Annotated in this window: 14 protein-coding genes and 1 pseudogene; 9 read left to right on the top strand and 6 right to left on the bottom strand. The window is 69.2% G+C overall.

Annotated features, from left to right (window positions below; translation table 11 throughout):
* Nucleotides 1-24 precede the first annotated feature (24 nt).
* Genes ACZ6SA_RS36315 through ACZ6SA_RS36305 form a run of 3 tightly spaced genes read right to left on the bottom strand, consistent with a single transcriptional unit; the run spans nt 25 to nt 3,186 of the window.
* Nucleotides 25-996: a carbohydrate ABC transporter permease gene (locus ACZ6SA_RS36315; RefSeq protein WP_347650804.1), complete on the bottom strand. Its 972-nt coding sequence runs from the start codon at nt 994-996 to the stop codon at nt 25-27.
* Nucleotides 993-1,904: an ABC transporter permease gene (locus ACZ6SA_RS36310; RefSeq protein WP_347650805.1), complete on the bottom strand. Its 912-nt coding sequence runs from the start codon at nt 1,902-1,904 to the stop codon at nt 993-995. The genes ACZ6SA_RS36315 and ACZ6SA_RS36310 overlap by 4 nt, the downstream gene beginning before the upstream one ends.
* Nucleotides 1,897-3,186: a polysaccharide pyruvyl transferase family protein gene (locus tag ACZ6SA_RS36305; protein WP_347650806.1), complete on the bottom strand. Its 1,290-nt coding sequence runs from the start codon at nt 3,184-3,186 to the stop codon at nt 1,897-1,899. The genes ACZ6SA_RS36310 and ACZ6SA_RS36305 overlap by 8 nt, the downstream gene beginning before the upstream one ends.
* 79 nt (nt 3,187-3,265) lie before the next feature.
* On the opposite strand from ACZ6SA_RS36305, the gene ACZ6SA_RS36300 reads away from it, so the two are divergent.
* A complete protein-coding gene (locus ACZ6SA_RS36300) occupies nt 3,266-4,267 on the top strand; it encodes a LacI family DNA-binding transcriptional regulator (RefSeq protein WP_347650807.1) in 1,002 nt (333 codons plus the stop codon).
* 130 nt (nt 4,268-4,397) lie between these two features.
* Here ACZ6SA_RS36300 and ACZ6SA_RS36295 read toward each other — a convergent pair whose 3' ends face one another.
* The 3 genes from ACZ6SA_RS36295 to ACZ6SA_RS36285 are packed head-to-tail and all read right to left on the bottom strand — an operon-like array spanning nt 4,398 to nt 5,948.
* Nucleotides 4,398-4,889 (bottom strand): SRPBCC family protein, encoded by a 492-nt coding sequence (locus ACZ6SA_RS36295; protein ID WP_465833316.1) that lies wholly within the window; start codon nt 4,887-4,889, stop codon nt 4,398-4,400.
* The gene (locus ACZ6SA_RS36290) at nt 4,886-5,536 is read right to left on the bottom strand and encodes an SRPBCC domain-containing protein (protein WP_347650809.1); all 651 of its coding nucleotides are present in this window, start codon (nt 5,534-5,536) and stop codon (nt 4,886-4,888) included. Before ACZ6SA_RS36290 ends, ACZ6SA_RS36295 begins: the two co-directional genes overlap by 4 nt.
* Nucleotides 5,537-5,570: 34 nt before the next feature.
* The gene (locus ACZ6SA_RS36285) at nt 5,571-5,948 is read right to left on the bottom strand and encodes an ArsR/SmtB family transcription factor (RefSeq protein WP_347650810.1); all 378 of its coding nucleotides are present in this window, start codon (nt 5,946-5,948) and stop codon (nt 5,571-5,573) included.
* A gap of 558 nt (nt 5,949-6,506) precedes the next feature.
* On the opposite strand from ACZ6SA_RS36285, the pseudogene ACZ6SA_RS36280 reads away from it, so the two are divergent.
* The 8 genes and pseudogenes from ACZ6SA_RS36280 to ACZ6SA_RS36245 form a co-directional block, all read left to right on the top strand.
* Nucleotides 6,507-6,650, top strand: a pseudogene (locus tag ACZ6SA_RS36280) (IS256 family transposase); the annotation flags it as partial.
* Nucleotides 6,650-7,006 (top strand): hypothetical protein, encoded by a 357-nt coding sequence (locus ACZ6SA_RS36275; RefSeq protein WP_465833557.1) that lies wholly within the window; start codon nt 6,650-6,652, stop codon nt 7,004-7,006. The pseudogene ACZ6SA_RS36280 and the gene ACZ6SA_RS36275, both read left to right, overlap by 1 nt.
* 255 nt (nt 7,007-7,261) lie before the next feature.
* Nucleotides 7,262-8,794, top strand: a complete 1,533-nt coding sequence (locus ACZ6SA_RS36270; RefSeq protein ID WP_465833313.1) for a TIGR02677 family protein — start codon at nt 7,262-7,264, stop codon at nt 8,792-8,794.
* The gene (locus ACZ6SA_RS36265; RefSeq protein WP_465833311.1) at nt 8,791-9,942 is read left to right on the top strand and encodes a TIGR02678 family protein; all 1,152 of its coding nucleotides are present in this window, start codon (nt 8,791-8,793) and stop codon (nt 9,940-9,942) included. The genes ACZ6SA_RS36270 and ACZ6SA_RS36265 overlap by 4 nt, the downstream gene beginning before the upstream one ends.
* A complete protein-coding gene (locus ACZ6SA_RS36260) occupies nt 9,942-14,072 on the top strand; it encodes a TIGR02680 family protein (protein WP_465833309.1) in 4,131 nt (1,376 codons plus the stop codon). The genes ACZ6SA_RS36265 and ACZ6SA_RS36260 overlap by 1 nt, the downstream gene beginning before the upstream one ends.
* Nucleotides 14,069-15,352: a TIGR02679 family protein gene (locus ACZ6SA_RS36255; RefSeq protein WP_465833307.1), complete on the top strand. Its 1,284-nt coding sequence runs from the start codon at nt 14,069-14,071 to the stop codon at nt 15,350-15,352. The genes ACZ6SA_RS36260 and ACZ6SA_RS36255 overlap by 4 nt, the downstream gene beginning before the upstream one ends.
* A gap of 17 nt (nt 15,353-15,369) precedes the next feature.
* On the top strand, nt 15,370-15,783 hold the full coding sequence (locus tag ACZ6SA_RS36250) for a hypothetical protein (protein WP_465833305.1): 414 nt from the start codon (nt 15,370-15,372) through the stop codon (nt 15,781-15,783).
* A complete protein-coding gene (locus tag ACZ6SA_RS36245; RefSeq protein ID WP_465833303.1) occupies nt 15,780-16,598 on the top strand; it encodes a hypothetical protein in 819 nt (272 codons plus the stop codon). Before ACZ6SA_RS36250 ends, ACZ6SA_RS36245 begins: the two co-directional genes overlap by 4 nt.
* Nucleotides 16,599-17,111 lie beyond the last annotated feature (513 nt).

Raw genomic sequence — 17,111 nt, 5'->3', positions numbered from 1 at the left:
TTTCCACATCGTGTGGACGACCGGTCAGCCCTTGACGGCGCCGACCATGAGTCCCTTGGCGAAGTGCTTCTGGATGAAGGGGTAGATGAACAGGATGGGCAGGACGGAGATGACAAGAATCGCCATCTGGATGGAGATTTGTGGTGGCAGGTTCTCCAGGTTCGAGCTGAGCTGGTCGGACCCGATCGGGGTGTTGTTGACGACGTAGGTGCGCAGCACCAGTTGCAGCGGCCACTTTTCCGACGACTGGAGGTACAACATCGCGGAGAAGAAGGCGTTCCAGTACGCCACTGCGTAGAACAGCCCGATCACGGCGACGACCGCCTTCGACAGTGGCAGGACGATCCGCAGCAGGATGCGCGTCTCCCCGGCACCGTCTATATAGGCGCTTTCCCGCAGCTCGCCTGGGATTCCCTGGAAGAACGCGCGCATGACGATGACGTTGAACGCGTTCACCAGCACCGGCAGGATCAGTGCCAGGTAGTTGTCCAGCAGGCCGAGCTGTTTGACCGTCAGATACATCGGGATGATGCCCGGGTTGAACAGCAGGGTGAACACCGTCATCAGCAGGATCGGCTTGTGCAGCAACGAACCTGGCCGCGACAGCGCGTACGCCAGAGCGATCGTGGAGACGAGGCTGAGTGCCGTGCCGACCGCGGTGATGCCGGCGCTCACCAGCAGCGCGCGGGTGACGATTCCTCCGGACAGGACGGCCCGGTAGGAGTCCAGCGTCGGTTCGTTCGTCCACAGCACGAAGCCGCCCGCCCTGTTGATCTCCTCCGGGGAGGCGATGCTGGTGATGAGCACCGCCCAGAACGGCACCAGAACCGCCAGGCAGCCCAGGCCGAGCACGAGTCCCCGCGCACCGAACCCCAGCTTGCTGGGCTCGCCCATCCAGACCGGACGCTGGCTGCGGCCCGAGCGTGGCCGCCGCGGCCCTGCGCCCGCGGCGGGGCGCGCCACGGACACCGCGGTCGGCACAGGTCGGCTCGTCACTTGGCGTACACCCCCTGCTCGCCCAGGGCGTGGGCCAACCGGTTGGCGCCGAGCACGAGCGCGACGCCGACCATGCCTTTGATCAGCCCCACCGCGGCCGCGGTGCCCCAGTCGCCGCCGACGATCCCGTGGTTGTAGACGTAGGTGTCGAGTACTTCGCCGGCACCGGCGCCGACCTGTGCCTGCTGCAGGATGATCTGCTCGAACCCGACGGACAGCGAGTCACCGAGCCGCAGAATCAGCAGCAGGACGATCACCGGGCGGATGTAGGGCAGGGTCACGTGCCACAGGCGGCGAGCTGCCGAGGCGCCGTCCACCACCGCGGCCTCCATCTGCGCCGGATCCACTCTGGACAGCGCGGCGAGGAAGATGATTGTCGACCAGCCGGTGTCCTTCCAGATCACCTGTGATGTGATCATGAGTTTGAACAACTCGGGCACGCCGACGATGTGGAACGTGGACAGGTCGGCCGAGCGCAGCCAGGCGTTGAGCATCCCGCCGTTGCCGAACATCTGCTGGAACAGGGCGACCACGATGACCCAGGACAGGAAGTGCGGCATGTAGAGGATCGACTGGGTGAGGCGTTTGAGCCGTTCGCTGATGGTCGCGTTCAGGATCAACGCGAGGCAGATCGGCAGCGGGAACACGAAGACCACCTGGATCAGCGTGATGATCAGTGTGTTGACGAGCGCGTTGAGGAACACCGGGTCGCCGGTGAGCACCGGCTCGAAGTTGTCCAGCCCGACGTACGGGCTGTGCCAGATTCCGAGGAACGGCTGGAAGTCCTGGAACGCGATGATGTTCCCGCCGAGCGGCAGATAGTGGAACAGCAGCAGCGCCGTGACCCCGGGAAGCGCCAGCAGCAGCAGGACCCGGTCGCGCCGCCAGCGGTCGCGCAGGCTACGCATCGCCGGTCTCCACCGGTGCGGGCACGCCGATGGGCCGGCCCGCGACGCAGGCTCGCACCGCCGCGCGCAGCCGGTCGTCGGCATTGGCCGCGACCCTCCTGCTCCGGGCGACCGCGGGCGCCGGGTCGGTGGCGATGTCGGTGACCGCCGCGACGACCGTCGCCGCGGCACGATGGTCGAGCTCGATCACCAGGTCTGGGGCGCCGAGGTCGGCGAACATCTGAGATTTCGTGGTCTCGGTCGGCTGCCGAAGGTAGACGGTCGGGATCGCATGTCGTGCGGCCAGGATCGGCGAATGACACTCCATGCTGACCACCAGCGACGAGACGGCGTAGACCCCGGTCGCCTCCTCCAGCGGCCAGTACCGGTCCAGGAGCCGGACCTGACCGAGCGTCTGTGGACTGAGCAGGCCGGGAAGCTGCTCGTGAGCGAGCTCTACGGCATAGCTCATCTCGGGCACCACGACGGCCGGCAGGCCGCTGACGCGTACCCAGGTCTCGATCGCCGCCGCCAGCACCGCCAGGTCGTGCGTCACGGTGGCTCGGTTGACCGCGTCGCGCCGCATCTGCTCGCGGGTCGGTTCCGTGCCGTAGATCTTCGCATAGGGGGCGTAGCGCAGCCGCGGAACAAAGCAGGCGAACCGACCGGGCTGCAGGCCGAAACCCTCCAGCAGGCGAGCGGCAGCGACGGCGTCAGTGTGGTCGAACGTGAACGTGCCATCCGGCCCGAAGGCGAGGTCGGGCCCGGTTATCTTCTGGCCGCGCAGGGTGGCCAGAGTCAGCGTTTCGCGGCAGTACACGAAGTCGGCGTTGTCGAAACGGTCCTTGACGTCGTCTTCGAGATAGGACGGTGGGAGCAGATCGACCATCTGTGCCAGCTCCGGCAGCGTCGCCATGGTCGGTGGGCACAGCGGATCCACGGTGACCCCGAAGTACCCGTACGGGCGGCCCACGTGCTCGCGCCACCAATCGATCTCGGCGCTCTGGAAGGCGTCGGCGCCCGATCCGTGCACCAGGACGTCCGCGCCGTCGATGGCGGCGGCCAACTCCGGGGTGCTCGGCCCGTCCCCGCCGAGAGTGCCGTCGACGACGCGCAGGTCGGGAAACGCGTGCCGCAGCATGGATCGTTCGCGCTCCTCCAGCCGCACCGGCCAGAGGATGACCTCGGCCTCGGGGGCGAACCGCTGAAACGCCCGTACCACGCCAGGAGAGTGAGCCACGTCGCCGATGTTCACCGTCGCCCAGGAGGACCGCAGGAGGACGGTGCGACGTGTCGATGTCATAGATACTCCTTGTTGACGTAACGTTAATTCAAAATAGGGATGGTGAGACGTTACGTCAAGAACCGAGTAGGCTTTTGCCATGGCAACGCAACGTGACGTCGCACGGGCGGCTGGGGTGTCACTCGCCGTGGTGTCGGCAGTGGTCAACGGCACGAGCCACACCCGGATGAAGGAATCCACCCGCACCCGGGTGCTCCAGGCGATGCAGCAACTGGGCTACCAGCCGAACCAGACGGCGCGCTCGCTGCGGCTCAACCAGACCGACATGATCGCGATGATCCTCAACAAGCTCGACAACCCGGTCTACGGACCGCTGCGGTACGGGGTCTACGAGGCGGCGGCGGAGCACGGCGCGACGGTCCTGCTGGGCGATGCCGAGACGATGCGCTCCGGCAGCCAGTTCCTGACCCGGCTGCTCAGCCAGGGCACGGTCGATGGCATCCTGATCCGCGGCGAAGGGCTGCTGGACGACGACGTGATGGCCGAACTCAGCTCCCACCCCAAGCCGATCCTCATCCTGGAACATGCACTGGACCATCCCTGGATCGACATAGACGATCGCCGCGCAGGCGAGATCGCTACCCGGTTCCTGGTCAACCTCCACCACCGCCACATCGTCTTCGTCGGGGGTTCCGGATACATCTCCCAGCAGCGCTACCTGGGCTACCAGCAGGCGATGGACGCCGCCGGGCTGACACCGGCCCCACACCTGGCGACCGGGTTCGGTGAGCAGGCCGGCGCCGACGGGCTCCGGCAGGCCATGCAGGCGACGACCGCGCCGACCGCCATCGTCGTCAACAACATCATGAGCGCGGTCGGGGTCCTGGCCGCCGCACGCGACCTCGGCATCACCATCCCCGACCAGCTGTCGGTGGTCGGCATCCACGACGTCGACCTGATGCAGCACCTGCGCCCGGCCGTCACCGCAGTCCGGATGCCCATGTACCAACTCGGCCGGGCCGGCGTCGAGGCGCTTTACGACCTGATCGCGAGGCGGCCAAGCGCAGGCGGTGTCATCACCGACCCCGAACCCGAACTGGTGATCCGTGACTCAGCGACTGCGCGCGTCCCGCCCGGATGAGAGGCGCTCACTAGGAGCCCGGACGTGAGAATGCAAGTGCTCGATGATGGCCAGACCAAAAGATTCCGTGACGGGACGCTCCAAGCATCGGGCCATCGCGTTGGGGATTCTCGTCGCTGACTGCGACAGATCAGTTCGTCCCTTGGCGGACGTCCGTCCCGTGTTCGGCGAATGCCTTGAAGTCCTGCATGTGCTGTCGCGACTGCTTGCGGAAGGAGCCGGGCATCAAAAGCCCCACCAGCCGCATCAGCAACCCGTCGAACCGAAACTCACTCTCGCTCTCCCACAGCGTCGTGTCCGGACCGGCTTCGAACAGCCGGTCGCGCTGGGCCTGCCACATGCCCTCGGCGTCAATCTCGCGTTCGTAGTGCACGACGACCGAGCTGGGCACTGCATGCAGGTCCGCGGGCTCCAGGCGCGTGATGGTCTCGGTGGCCTCCATCCGCTGCTTGCCCATCTGGAACACAACGCGCGAGGTGGCGCCGACCTGGCCATGCGCCCCGGTCACCGGCTCGTGCAGCACCAGGCCCCGCAGCCACTTCGGCGTCTGCGCGGGGTCCGCGATCAGCTGGAGCACCTCGTCGCGAGGCAGCGCGATCTCGATCGAGGTGGTGTACTTCATCGCGCGTCCCCTGTGGGCAGGTAGAACGCGGTAGTGGCCTCGACCGCGGCCGCGACGTGGTCCGGTTCGCCGCCGCCGGCCAGGTGGGCCTCGCCCCAGGCGGCGGCGCTGCGCCGGCTGAACTCGTGTCCGGCGGGCGATGCCCGGAACTCCTCGTGGTCAAGAACCTCGCCGTCGCCCAGGAACCTGGCGAGGGTGAGGAGGTGCAGGTCCCAGCCGACGCCGCCGGCACCGGGGCCGTAGGTGGGAAACATGGGCTCTCCGACGGCCGCGGCGTGGACCAGCTCGAACTCGGTGTCCCCGGCCGAGCCAGGAGACAGGCGCACCTCGACCTCGCTCGTGCCTGGCCACTCGTCGGCCCCGGGCCCGAACATCCAGGACACCCGCAGCAGGCGCGGCGGCTCGCAACGGAGGATCTCACCGTGCTCGCCGCCGTCCAGCTCGAATGCCCCGCCAAGGCGCAGGTCGCCGGTGACCGGCTTCATCCAGCGGCTCAGTCGCTCAGGGCTGGTGATGGCGTCCCACACGTCGTCGAGGTGCGCGTCGTAGCGACGCCTCAGCTCCATGGTGTAGGCCTCACCGGCGGGCAGGCTCGCCGTGCCCATCTTCCGGCGGGCGGCGGCCAGTTCGTCGAGTACATCCTTCATCGTCATGCTCCGTCCGTTAGGGAATTCCTCGTGCCTACGCTTCTTCGCCGGGCCTGGGCGGCTGGCCGGGCTCGTCGTCGGCGGGCTTCCGGGTAGCACGCCTGCCCCGGGCGAGCTCAGTCTCCAGTGCGTCGAGTCGCTGGTCCCAGAACCTGCGAAACCGGTCCAACCACGCGTCAACCTCGCTCAGCGGCCCGGCCTCTACGGCGTAGAACCGGCGAGCCCCCTCAGCCCGGACCGACGCGAACCCGTTCTCACGCAGAACGCGCAGATGCTGCGAGACAGCCGGCTGAGACAGTGCGAACTCGGCCCGGATCACGTCTGTGATCGCGCCAGAGGTCTGCTCACCGTCGGCGAGCAGTTCCAGAATGCGCCGGCGCACCGGGTCGCCGAGGATGTCGAACGCGTGCACGACCCAGGATCATACCAGGAATAACTTATATAAGTCAGCGCTGGCACTTTCGGCGTCACCCCTGGTGTCGAAGCCCATCGACATCCGATTCGCACCATCGATGCCGGTGTCGAACGAGACCGACATCCGGTGTCAGCTGAGACCGCCGTAATCACGCGAGAGAGCTGTCTCCGATCCGCACGCGCAGTGCTGCTGCGTCGACGCAGGACGCATGAGGATCAAGCAGCGACGATTCAGCAGGTATCGCATACCCCTGCTATTGAGCAGTGGCCGGTCTGGGGTGACGTGGGCCAGGGCCTGCCGACCCAGCCCCTGTCCATCAGTTCCAAGCCTTCACAGGCTTCTCGAGCACACGGCCGAACAACACACCGAAGCGACGCTGCTGTACCTCAAGACGCGACGTGAGGACATCGTCGGTCATGAGAGGCGAGCCGAGCGGTTGCGTCCACGGGAGTGGTGTACGAGTTTGGCCTGGTCACAGGCGTGGCGTCGTGAAATGAAGACGGCCATCGAGTGATCCTTCGAGTAGCTAGATCAAGATCGAAGGAGAACCAGTCGATGGCCGCAGACAACAGTGTGATGCCTGCTCAGTGGCTCGCGAAGCAGATCGAGACCGACGACCCTGACATGTTGCGATCCATGGTGAAGACCATGGCCGAAGCGTTGATGTCGGCCGAGGCCGACAACCTGTGCGGCGCGTCATGCGCGCCGCCGGCCTGGGTCCCGCTCCGCGACGTCATCCGACGCGGGGCGAGTGGACCAGCTTCCTCAAAGCCCAAGCCGACGGCCTACTCGCCACCGACCTGTTCCACGTCGACACGATCGGACTGCAACGGCTCTACGCCCTGTTCGTGATCGAGGTACGCACCCGCACGGTCCACATCCTCGGCGTCACCGCCCACCCCACCGCAGCCTGTACCACCCAGCAGGCCCGACAGTTGCTCTGGCACCTCGGAGAGCACGCCACCCAGTTCACCCACCTCGTCCGCGACCGGGACGCGAAGTTCACCGCCGCCTTCGCCGGCGAAGGCATCACCATCACGAATCCCCCCGCGTAGCCCCAACTGCAACCCGCACGCCGAGCGCTTCATACGTTCGCTACGCGAGGAGTGCACCGACCGGATCCTGCTGTACGAGCACGCACGGAGCACGTTGCCGTCAAGCGCGTCGCGCCTACGTTCTGTCCAACGAGCGGCCCTGACCTCGCATGGCTGCCACGGGTGACGTGCCCGCGCGGCAAGATTTTCCTCATCCCCTCGGGTCAATCCCCCACATGGGACGCGGCGCCCCCTTTGGGCAGGGAAACTGTCGGTATGGCTTTCCCGCCTCACGACCATCAGCCCTTCGCTCACCTGAGCGCGCCCAACGCGGCCTTCTACCGGGAGATCCTGCGTTCCTTCGCGCGCGCGAAGGAACGCTTCATCGTCCATCTGCGGCCCGAGGACGTGGCGGCGGAGCTGCGGCGGGACAACGACGACGCTCTCGCGCAGGCGCTGGACAAGCTCCGGGAATGGGGCAACCTGCGGGCCGACGCCGACACCGGCAGGGTCACGAGCGTGGAGGACTTCCACCGCAAGCGGTACCTGTTCCAGCTCACGCACGCGGGGCAGGCTGCCGAGCAGGCGATCGCGTTCTACGAGGATGCCATCGGGAAGCGCGGGGCGCTGCAGTCGGTGGCGTTGGGAGACATCGCCGAGCAGTTGCAGTCGCTGGCCGCCCTGGCTCGTGATCCGGATCCCGACCCGGCGCGCGTACACCTGCTGCTGCTGTCCCTGTCCGATCGGTTCTCGTCGCTGGCCGACAACGCGCAGGCGTTCATGGCCTCGTTGCGGCGCGCGATCGACTTCTCCGACGGTGACGTGGCGGGGTTCGTCGCCTACAAGGAACGGCTGATCGACTACATCAACCGGTTCATCGCCGACCTCGCCAACTCCGGCGCGCGGATCGCCACACTCCTGGACGAACTGGAGAAATGCGACCATGATCGGCTGCTGCGGCTGGCCGCGCGACGGGAGGCCGCCGACGCGGTGCCCGACGAGGAGGACGCGGCGGAGGCGTACGGGAGAGCCGAGGAAGCGGCGTTCGCCTCCTGGTCCAATCGCTGGAGGGGACTCCAGGACTGGTTCGTCTCCACGGGCGCCGGTCGTCCGTCGCAGGCGCGGTTGCTGCGCCAGGCGGCGATCACGGCGATCAAGCAGCTCATCGATGCGGTCGGGCTGCTCAACGAGCGGCGATCCGGGCGTTCCGATCGGTCCGCGGACTTCCGGGCGCTGGCGCGCTGGTTCGCCGAGGCGCCCGACGAGGAGGCGGCGCATCGGTTGTGGCGGGCGGCGTTCGGGTTGACCCCGGCCCGGCACCTGACGGTGACAGCCGCGACCCTGGACGAATGGCGCGAGGTCGGGTCCGGGGCTCCCTGGTCGGAGGCCCCGCCGATCAGGATCTCGCCGCAACTTCGCCGTACCGGCTCCTATGAGCGGCGCGGCAGGCCCAACAAGGTGGCCGACCGCTCCCAGGCACGTAGGCTGCTGCTGGAGCAGGCCGAGCGGGAGGCGAGCGAGACGGCCGCCGCCCGGGCGGCGCTGCGGACCGGCGGCCCGGTCCTGCTGTCGGAGCTGGACGTGCTCGATCCGCGGGCGTTCCGGCTGTTCCTGGGGCTGCTCGGCGACGCGCTGTCCGCCCGCCGCCCCGGGGAGACGGAGGTGAAGACGGTGAGCGCCGACGGCTCGATGGAGGTGCGCCTGACGCTGGTCCCTGACGGGGGCCAGGTGGAGATTCTCACGCAGGACGGTGTGCTCACCGGACCTGAGCACGTGATAGAGATCACGGACCTGATGGCGGCGCGATGATCTCTGGCGAGGAGCGGGCCCAGCGGCAGGCCGCGCTGCGCGCGCTGCTGGCCAGGCCGCTGCTGACCGCCGAACGTGACCCCGAGGCGCTGGTGCTGGTGCGCCGGCACGTGACCGAGCTGCGCGGCTGGCTCTCGCGTGAGACCGGCTGGCGGCTGACCGTGGACTCGGGTGCGGCGCGGCTGTTCAAGACCTCCCCTGACACGCGGGATGCGACCCATCCAGCGCGGGGCAAGGCGGGAGAGCCATACGGTCGGCGCCGCTATGTGCTGATCTGCCTGGCTCTGGCGACGCTCGAACGGGCGGACGCGCAGACCACGCTCGGCCGGCTGGCCGAGGAGGTGCTGTCGTCCGCGGCCGAACCCGAGCTGGACTTCGACTTCACCCTCGACAGCCGCGCCGAGCGGGCCGACCTGGTGGCCGTGGTGCGCACACTGCTGGACTGGGGAGTGCTGCGCAGGGTCGCGGGCGACGAGGACGCCTACCTGTCCGCGACCGGCGACGTGCTGTACGACGTGCGCAGGCCGGTGCTGGCCGCGCTGCTCACCGGCACGCGGGGCCCGTCCACGATCACCACGGTCTCGTTCGAGGACCGGCTCGCCGAGCTGACGGCCGAGCCTGTCGCCGACACCGACGACCTGCGCAACCAGGCTCTGCGTCGCAGGCTGACCCGCAAGCTGCTGGAGGACCCGGTGATCTATTTCGCTGACCTCGACGAGGCCGAGCGCGCCTACCTGGCCTCGCAGCGGCATGCCATCGTCCGCCGGCTGGAGGAGGCGACCGGGCTGGTGGCCGAGGTGCGCGCGGAGGGCATCGCGATGGTCGATCCCGATGACGAGCTGACCGACGTCCGCATGCCGGAGCAGCGTACCGACGGTCACGTGACGCTGCTGGTCGCCGAGCAGCTGGCCGCCCACGGCGAGCTGACGATGGACGAGCTGAAGTCCTTCGTCCGGCGGGCGGCCCGTGAGCACGCCTCCTTCTGGCGCAAGGGCGTGACGGAGCCGGGAGCCGAGGACGGGCTGCTGTCAGGGGCGCTTGCCAAGCTCACGGCGCTGCGGCTGGTCCGCGTCAGCGAGAACACCGCCATGGGCCTGCCCGCCATCGCTCGATACGCCCTGGACGAACCCGTCGTCAAAGGACAATGATGCCGCCCTCTCCAATCTCCGAACGCTGGAAGCCGCTGCGCGCCGGGCTTGTCGACCTGTTCTACTACGACGTGGAGGAGTTCCACTTCCACGACGGTCGCCTGCTGCTGCGCGGCAACAACGGCACCGGCAAGTCCAAGGTGCTGGCCCTGACGCTGCCGTTCCTGCTCGACGGGGAGCTGGCCCCGCATCGGGTCGAACCGGACGGCGACCGGCAGAAGCGCATGGAGTGGAACCTGCTGCTGGGCGGCAAGCACCCGCATCCCGAGCGGCTGGGCTACGCGTGGATGGAGTTCGGCCGCCGTGCGGCGGACGGTTCGGAGGAGTTCCGTACGATCGGGTGCGGGCTGAAGGCGGTCAAGGACCGCGGCATCGTCCGGCACTGGTTCTTCCTCACCCCGCAACGCGTCGGCGCGGAGCTCCATCTGCTCTCTTCCACCGGAGTGGTGCTCACCCGGGAGAAGCTGCGTGCCGCCGTCGAAGGCCGCGGCATGGTGTACGACCGGGCCGCCGACTATCGCAGGGCCGTGGACGAGGCTCTGTTCGGGCTCGGCGAGCACCGTTACGAGGCCTTGGTGAACCTCCTCATCCAGTTGCGCCAGCCACAGTTGTCCAAGAAGCCGGATGAGAAGCTGCTGTCCCGCGCCCTCACCGAGGCGCTGCCGCCGCTCAGTCCCGCTCTGATCGCCACGGTCGCCGAGGCGTTTCGCGGCCTGGACGAGGAGCGGGACGCCCTGCGCGGGCTGGCGGAGGCGCGCGAGGCGGCGGCGGGCTTCCTGGTCCATTACCGCCGGTACGCCGCCATCGCGGCCAGGCGCAAGGCCGCCGTACCGCGACTGGCACACAGCCGCTACGAGCATCTGGGCCGTGACCTCGGCGAGGCCGAGGGCCGCCACGCCGCGGCGGAGGCGGAGTTGGCGGCGGCCCAGCAGATGCTGGAAGAGCTGGAGGCACAGCGGACCCTGCTGGAGGCGCGCCGCGATACCCTCCGGCAGAGCCCGGAGATGCGTGACGCGGAACGGCTCAAGCGGACCGGCCAGGAAGCCGAGCGGCTGTCCGACCACGCCCGCCGCTGCGCGCGGGAACGTGACCGCCTCACAGGCGAAGCACAGCGCCGCGAACAGCGCGCCCGCACGGCCCGGGACAAGGCCGACGCGGCAGGCCGCGACCTCGGCCGGGTGAGAGACCTGACCATGTCGGCCGCCCGTGCGGCGCGATGCGAGCCCGAGACCGCCCGCATCGCACCGTCCGAGCCCGATCACCTCATCACCGCCGACCAAGCCGAGCTGGCACGGATCAGGCGTGCCGCGGAGGAGCTGGCGGACCGCCAGGAACAGGCGATCGGCGAGCTGGAGCGGCTCATCGACGGCGTGCGGCAGGCTCAGGAGCGGACGAGGTCCGCGCGGGCCGAGGTGGAACGGCTGACCGCGGAGAGGCAGGCCGTCGCCGAGCGCGTCGCCGACGCGGAGGAGGCGGTGAGCGGGGCGGTCGCCGGGCTCGTCCAGGACTACACCCTCTACCTGGCCGGTCTTGTCGAACTGCGGCTGGACGACCCCGATGAGGTGATCGCGGCGCTGGAGTCCTGGGCCGCCTCCACCGACGGCCCCAACCCGGCCGCCAGCGCCGTGGGCGACGCGGCCAGAACGGCCACCGACGCCCTCGGCCGGTTGGGCGCGGAGCTGGACTCCGGGCTGGCGGAGGCGACGCAGGCCGCCGCGGACCTGTCGGAGGAGATCGTGCGGCTGGAGGCAGGCGGCCACGAGCCGCCGCCTCCACCTCACACGCGCGACCCCGCCACCCGCCTCGGCCGCCCCGGCGCGCCCCTGTGGAAGGTGGTGGACTTCGCCGGCGCCCTGCCTGCCGACCATCGGGCCGGGCTGGAGGCGGCGCTGGAGGCCGCCGGGATCCTGGATGCCTGGGTGACGCCGGACGGGACGTTGCTGGCCGAGGACGACACCGTCGTCGTGGCCGGCGAGCCGCTGACCGGCCCGTCCTGCGCCGCCGTCCTGCGGCCGGCCGTGGACCGGGCCGATCCACAGGCCGCGGCGCTGGCCGACGGGGCCGTGGAGGCCGTGCTGTCGGGGATCGGGCTCGGATCCGGCCACGGTGGCCGGGCGTGGGTGGCGGTGGACGGCCGGTGGGCTAACGGCGTACTCACCGGATCGTGGCACAAAGTTGAAGCCCGCTACATCGGCGAGGGCGCCAGAGAGGAAGCGCGGCGGACCCGGCTGGCGACGCTTCGCAGGGAGCTGGACCACGCGAATCGGCGGATCGACGACCTGCGCGGCCGGCTTGAGTCGCTCGCCGCGCGCCGGGACAGGCTGGCCGCGGAGCACCACGGCCTGCCTCCGGACGCCGGTTTGCGGGAGGCGCACGTCAAGCGCGCCACCGCGTACGAACGGCGGGACGAGATCGACGTCTTGCACGCCGCGGCGGCCCGGCTACTTCGCGACCGGCAGGACGAGCTCCGGGACGCCGGCATCCGGGCCGGGGAGTTCGCCGCGGACGTCGGCCTGCCCGCTGATCTCGGCCCGCTCGGCGAGGTCAAGGCCGCACTCACGCGCTACCGGCTGGCCCTGGCCCAGTTGTGGCCCGCCGTACATGCCTGGCGCGACGCGTGCGAGAGCGCCGCGGACGCCGAAGAGGAGCTCGGCCGGACGAAGGAGCAACTCGACGATGCCACCGAACTGGCCGCGAAGGCAGGCGAGGAGGCAGACGTCGCGGCCGAGGCGTACCGCACCCTGGCCGCGACCGCCGGCGCCGCGGTCGAGGAGCTGTTCAGCCGGCTCGACCAGGTGGAGCGCGAGCTGAACGAGCGTGCCGTCGCTGAGCGCACCACTCGCCGACGCGAGCAGAAGGCCCTGCAAGAGCGCGGCAAGGCCGAGGGCGAGCGCGACAACCTGCGCAAACAGATCGAGGAGGCGGCCACGGCACGCGACGCCGCCGTACGCGAGTTCCAGTCGTTCGCCGCCACCGGCCTGCTGAAGGTCGCGCTCGCTGACCTGGACGTGCCTGACACGGGCGGCGAATGGGCGGCGACGCCCGCCGTGCTCCTGGCCAGGACGGTCAACGCCGAGCTCGATGCCGTGGACGACGGCGACGGCCCCTGGGATCGGGTGCAGAAGAAGGTCGCCGAGGAGCACAAGTTGCTGTCGGACGCCATGGCGAGGCACGGGCACTCCGTCGGGCTGACCCTGCGCGACGGCCTCATGATCGTGGACGTGATCTTCCAGGGCCGTACCAGGGACATGCCCGAGCTGGCCGGGGCGCTGGCCGAAGAGACCGAGCAGCGCTCTCAGCTCCTGTCGGCCAAAGAACGCGAGATCCTTGAGAACCACCTGCTCAACGAGGTCGCCGGCACGCTGCATGAGCTGATCGCCGCGGCCGAGTCCGAGGTCCAGGAGATGAACGCCGAGTTGGAGTCCCGCCCCACCTCCACGGGCATGCGGCTGCGCCTGATCTGGAAGACGGCCAGGAACGCCCCCGACGGGCTCGACCGGGTCAGGGGCAAGCTCCGCCAGACCGTGGACGCCTGGTCCACCGCCGACAGGTCCGCCGTCGGCGCGTTCCTGCAGGAGCGGATCGCCCGCGAACACGCCGACAATCCAGCCGCGGGCTGGACCGAGGCATTGACCAGGGCGCTGGACTATCGCACCTGGCACGAGTTCGCGATCCAGCGGCTCCAGGACGGGCAGTGGCGAGCCGCGACCGGTCCCGCCTCCGGCGGCGAGCGGGTGCTGGCGGCATCGATGCCGCTGTTCGCCGCCGCCTCGGCCCACTACAAGTCCGCGGGCAACCCGCACGCGCCGCGCCTGGTCGCGCTGGACGAGGCGTTCGCCGGGGTGGACGACGACTCCCGGGCCAAGTGCCTCGGCCTGCTGGCCACGTTCGACATGGACGTGGTCATGACCAGCGAGCGCGAGTGGGGCTGCTACCCGCAGGTCCCCGGCCTGGCGATCTGCCAGCTGTCGCGCCGTGACGGCATCGACGCCGTGCTGGTGACGCCCTGGCGGTGGGACGGGCGCGAACGGCGGCGGGTGGAACGTCCTGTGGCCACCGTGCCCGCGCCCGCATCCCCTGTGCGGCAGGACGGCTTGTTCGGCATGAACGAGGACGGTGTGCCCGGTTGAGCGGCGGCGACATGGACGGCTCCGTGACAGGCGGCGGGGCGAGCGCAAGGCTGGTGCGGCTGCTGGGCGGCGATGAGATCGCCTGGCTGGTCGACCGGGCACGCCACCGTCTGGAGCAGGGCAGGTCACTGACCGGGACGGTGACGCTCACGGCCGCGACCCCGGCCCAGCGCCGGGCGGCCGAGGCGCTGCTCGGCCGCCGCGCGGGAGCCGGTTCCTCGCTGTCGGTCTCCTTGGACGAGGTGGACCGCATCTTGCGAGCCAGTGGTGTCACCGCGGACGGGCTGCGCGAAGCCGTCGTCCGGCTGCGCGGCCCGATCCGGGACCTGTCCGGCGAGCAGGCTGCGCGGACGGCAGCCTGGCAACGGGCTTTCACCAGGCTCGACGCGCTCGTCGCCGACCGGCCCGAGCTGTCCGGGTGGCGATCGTGGCTGGAGTCCACCGGCCTGGTCAGAAGGCTCGCCGCCACGGCCGGAGAAGCACGTACCCTGCTCGACCGGCTGAGCGCCGTGCTGGAGCGGCTGCCGTCGCTGGGCACGCCCCTCGGCAGGTTGGCCGCCGAGACCTGTGGCGACGCACACGGTCTGGACGAAGGACGCCCGCTCGCGACCCTCGCCCTGTCCGCGGCACGCGCCCTGTCCGGCCAGCCGTACGCGGGCGAAAGCGGCGCGGACGCCCGCCGCTCGGCCTGGGCCGCGGTCGGCGTGCACCTCGACGACCTGTCCTCTCTCGTGCTCTGCCTGGGGCTGCCAGGTGACGACCGCTCCCCCACCGGACGTATGCTCAGCGCCGCCAGAGCGGCGGGCGAGCCGTGCGTGCTGACCCTGCGCCAGCTCCGCCGGCATGAGTCCCCCTTTCCTGCCGGCCTGGTCAGGATCTGTGAGAACCCCGTGGTGGTGGCCGCGGCGGCCGACGAGCTCGGAGCCTCCTGCCCGCCCCTGGTATGCGGGGGCGGCCGGCCTTCGACGGCCGTCTGGCGGCTGCTGGACCTCCTCGCGGCCGGCGGCGCGACGTTCGCCTACCACGGCGACTTCGACTGGGGCGGGATCGCCATCGCGTCCTCGGTCCACGAACGGCTCGGGGGGTTTCAACCGTGGCGCTTCGACGCCGCCTCCTACCAAGCCGTGCCCTCGTCGGCGCCGCTGTCCGGTCAGGCCCGCCCGACCCCCTGGGACCCAGGGCTCACCGTGGCGATGGAGCGACGCGGCGTACGCGTCGAGGAGGAACTCGTGCTCGCCGAGTTGATCGCCGACCTGACCCCGAGGCCCATGGTCAGATAATTTCAGCCACTCAGCACGTGTTCCCCGATCCGCGCGGCAGGAAGGCATCGGATGCCCGCACCAGTGACGAAGGCCCGGCGCGCAGACTCGCGGGCTCCAAGAAGAAACGGTGCCGTCATGGACATCATCGAGCAGGCCGCGCCCTCAAGGAACGGCTGATCGCCTTCGCCCTTTCGCCTCGCTTCACCCATGAGCTCGACGACGCCTTCGAGCGGAGTCACCCAGACGACCTCGCCGACAGCGAGGTGGTCGCGAGCATGATCGTCGATCACTTCGTCCTGCAGCAGCGGCTGGCCGCCGGCGACACGGTGATCGACCGCTTCCTGCGCACGCATCCACGCCTGAGCCGGCAGGAGCGGCAGATGCTGCTCGGCTGGCGGGACGTGGTCGAAGGCGTCTTCGAGGTCCGGGAAAGGACAAGGACGCCGTGATCCTTTTCAACCTCGTGGACGAGCTCACCTACCGTGTCCGGTCCAACATGGGCAAATCCGCCTTCCGCCCCATCAGGAAGGGCATGTACCTCATCTGCCGCCTGGTGCCGCTCGGCGAGGACTGGCTGGTCAGCGCGAACATCAGCCTCTTCCCCGCCGACGCCCGCGACCAGCTCCTCACCCAGGCTGCGGAGATCGGCCTGCACAATCCGAAGCTGGTCTTCCGCAACCCGGACAAGCTCGCCACCGCCCGCCGGATACTCGCCGAACAACGAGAGGTCTTCCTCGGGCTGTACGGTGCCGAATACATCGCGGTCCCCACAGAGGACGTGACCGCGCGACACGACGCCTTCATGCGAGCCTGCATGGACCGCGCCCAGCCCGGCGCCACCTCGCACGTGCCCAGCTTGACCCTTCCAGGCGAGATGCTGGACGCGGAAACGGTGGCCATCCACTTCGACCCGGAAACAGGCATCAGTTTCTACCTCGACTTCGGCCTCCTCCAGGAACTCTTCGCCAACCCGAGCCTGATCAACCGGCGCCGCTACCGCGAAACCCTGACCTCCTACCTGCGCGGCGACGACATCTCACCGGCGGCCATCAGACTCCTGGCTGACCGCAACCCGGACAACGCTGGCGTCGTCTTCGGCAAGCTACTCAAGAAGAAGGGTTTCTCCTGGCCGGAGCACGGAGAGACACTGCTACGCCGGTACAAGTCCCGCTACTTCGAAGAGCCCCAACTGCCCACCACCGTCCCGGTCAGCGCCGCCATGACGGAACACCTGCGGACTCTCGATCACCAGACGCCGATCTGATCGATCATGCGGGTTCCCGCGTGGGGCGGGAGAAGTCAGTTAGTTATCCGCCCAAGACACCAACCACGGCCATCCGGAGCGGCTGGCGTTCTACTATCATCTGTCGCAGCGCCAGACCGTCGATTCCCGTGCGTGAGGCGTGCGCCGTGAGGCGGATCCGGCCCTCCACGGCCGAAGCCCGGCCTCATTGTCGCTCGGAACGAAACGGTCCACTGTCTCTGTTGGAGCACCCGCATCTGAAGAGCGGAGACACCTTTCGTTCTCCCATCAGAGTGATGGCGTTGGGCAGGGCAAACAGCGATCAAGAGATACGTGGCGGAAGTTCATTATTGCGTAACTGATGTACATCGAGTGGCAGCTATATATGCCCCATCACTGGACATAGCGGACCCCCAAAAAGGGCCCCGCTCTCCTAAAGGAGGTTGTCACTTCAGGTGTGTAAAGATCGTTTCTGATGGCTTGAGGCCGGTCTTTACCGGATGCGGCCTGGATAGGCGATGTCGAGTTCGATGA

It is taken from the genome of Nonomuraea sp. NPDC049378 (assembly GCF_055586745.1).
This window is presented reverse-complemented; position numbering and strand designations above follow the sequence as displayed.

Bases quoted from the DNA above. Each gene is read 5' to 3' on its own strand.
- ACZ6SA_RS36275 (WP_465833557.1), top strand. From the start codon at position 6,650: ATGCGCGCCGCCGGCCTGGGTCCCGCTCCGCGACGTCATCCGACGCGG.
- ACZ6SA_RS36310 (WP_347650805.1), bottom strand. From the start codon at position 1,904: ATGCGTAGCCTGCGCGACCGCTGGCGGCGCGACCGGGTCCTGCTGCTG.
- ACZ6SA_RS36265 (WP_465833311.1), top strand. From the start codon at position 8,791: ATGATCTCTGGCGAGGAGCGGGCCCAGCGGCAGGCCGCGCTGCGCGCG.
- ACZ6SA_RS36295 (WP_465833316.1), bottom strand. From the start codon at position 4,889: ATGAAGTACACCACCTCGATCGAGATCGCGCTGCCTCGCGACGAGGTG.
- ACZ6SA_RS36305 (WP_347650806.1), bottom strand. From the start codon at position 3,186: ATGACATCGACACGTCGCACCGTCCTCCTGCGGTCCTCCTGGGCGACG.
- ACZ6SA_RS36270 (WP_465833313.1), top strand. From the start codon at position 7,262: ATGGCTTTCCCGCCTCACGACCATCAGCCCTTCGCTCACCTGAGCGCG.
- ACZ6SA_RS36290 (WP_347650809.1), bottom strand. From the start codon at position 5,536: ATGAAGGATGTACTCGACGAACTGGCCGCCGCCCGCCGGAAGATGGGC.
- ACZ6SA_RS36260 (WP_465833309.1), top strand. From the start codon at position 9,942: ATGCCGCCCTCTCCAATCTCCGAACGCTGGAAGCCGCTGCGCGCCGGG.
- ACZ6SA_RS36300 (WP_347650807.1), top strand. From the start codon at position 3,266: ATGGCAACGCAACGTGACGTCGCACGGGCGGCTGGGGTGTCACTCGCC.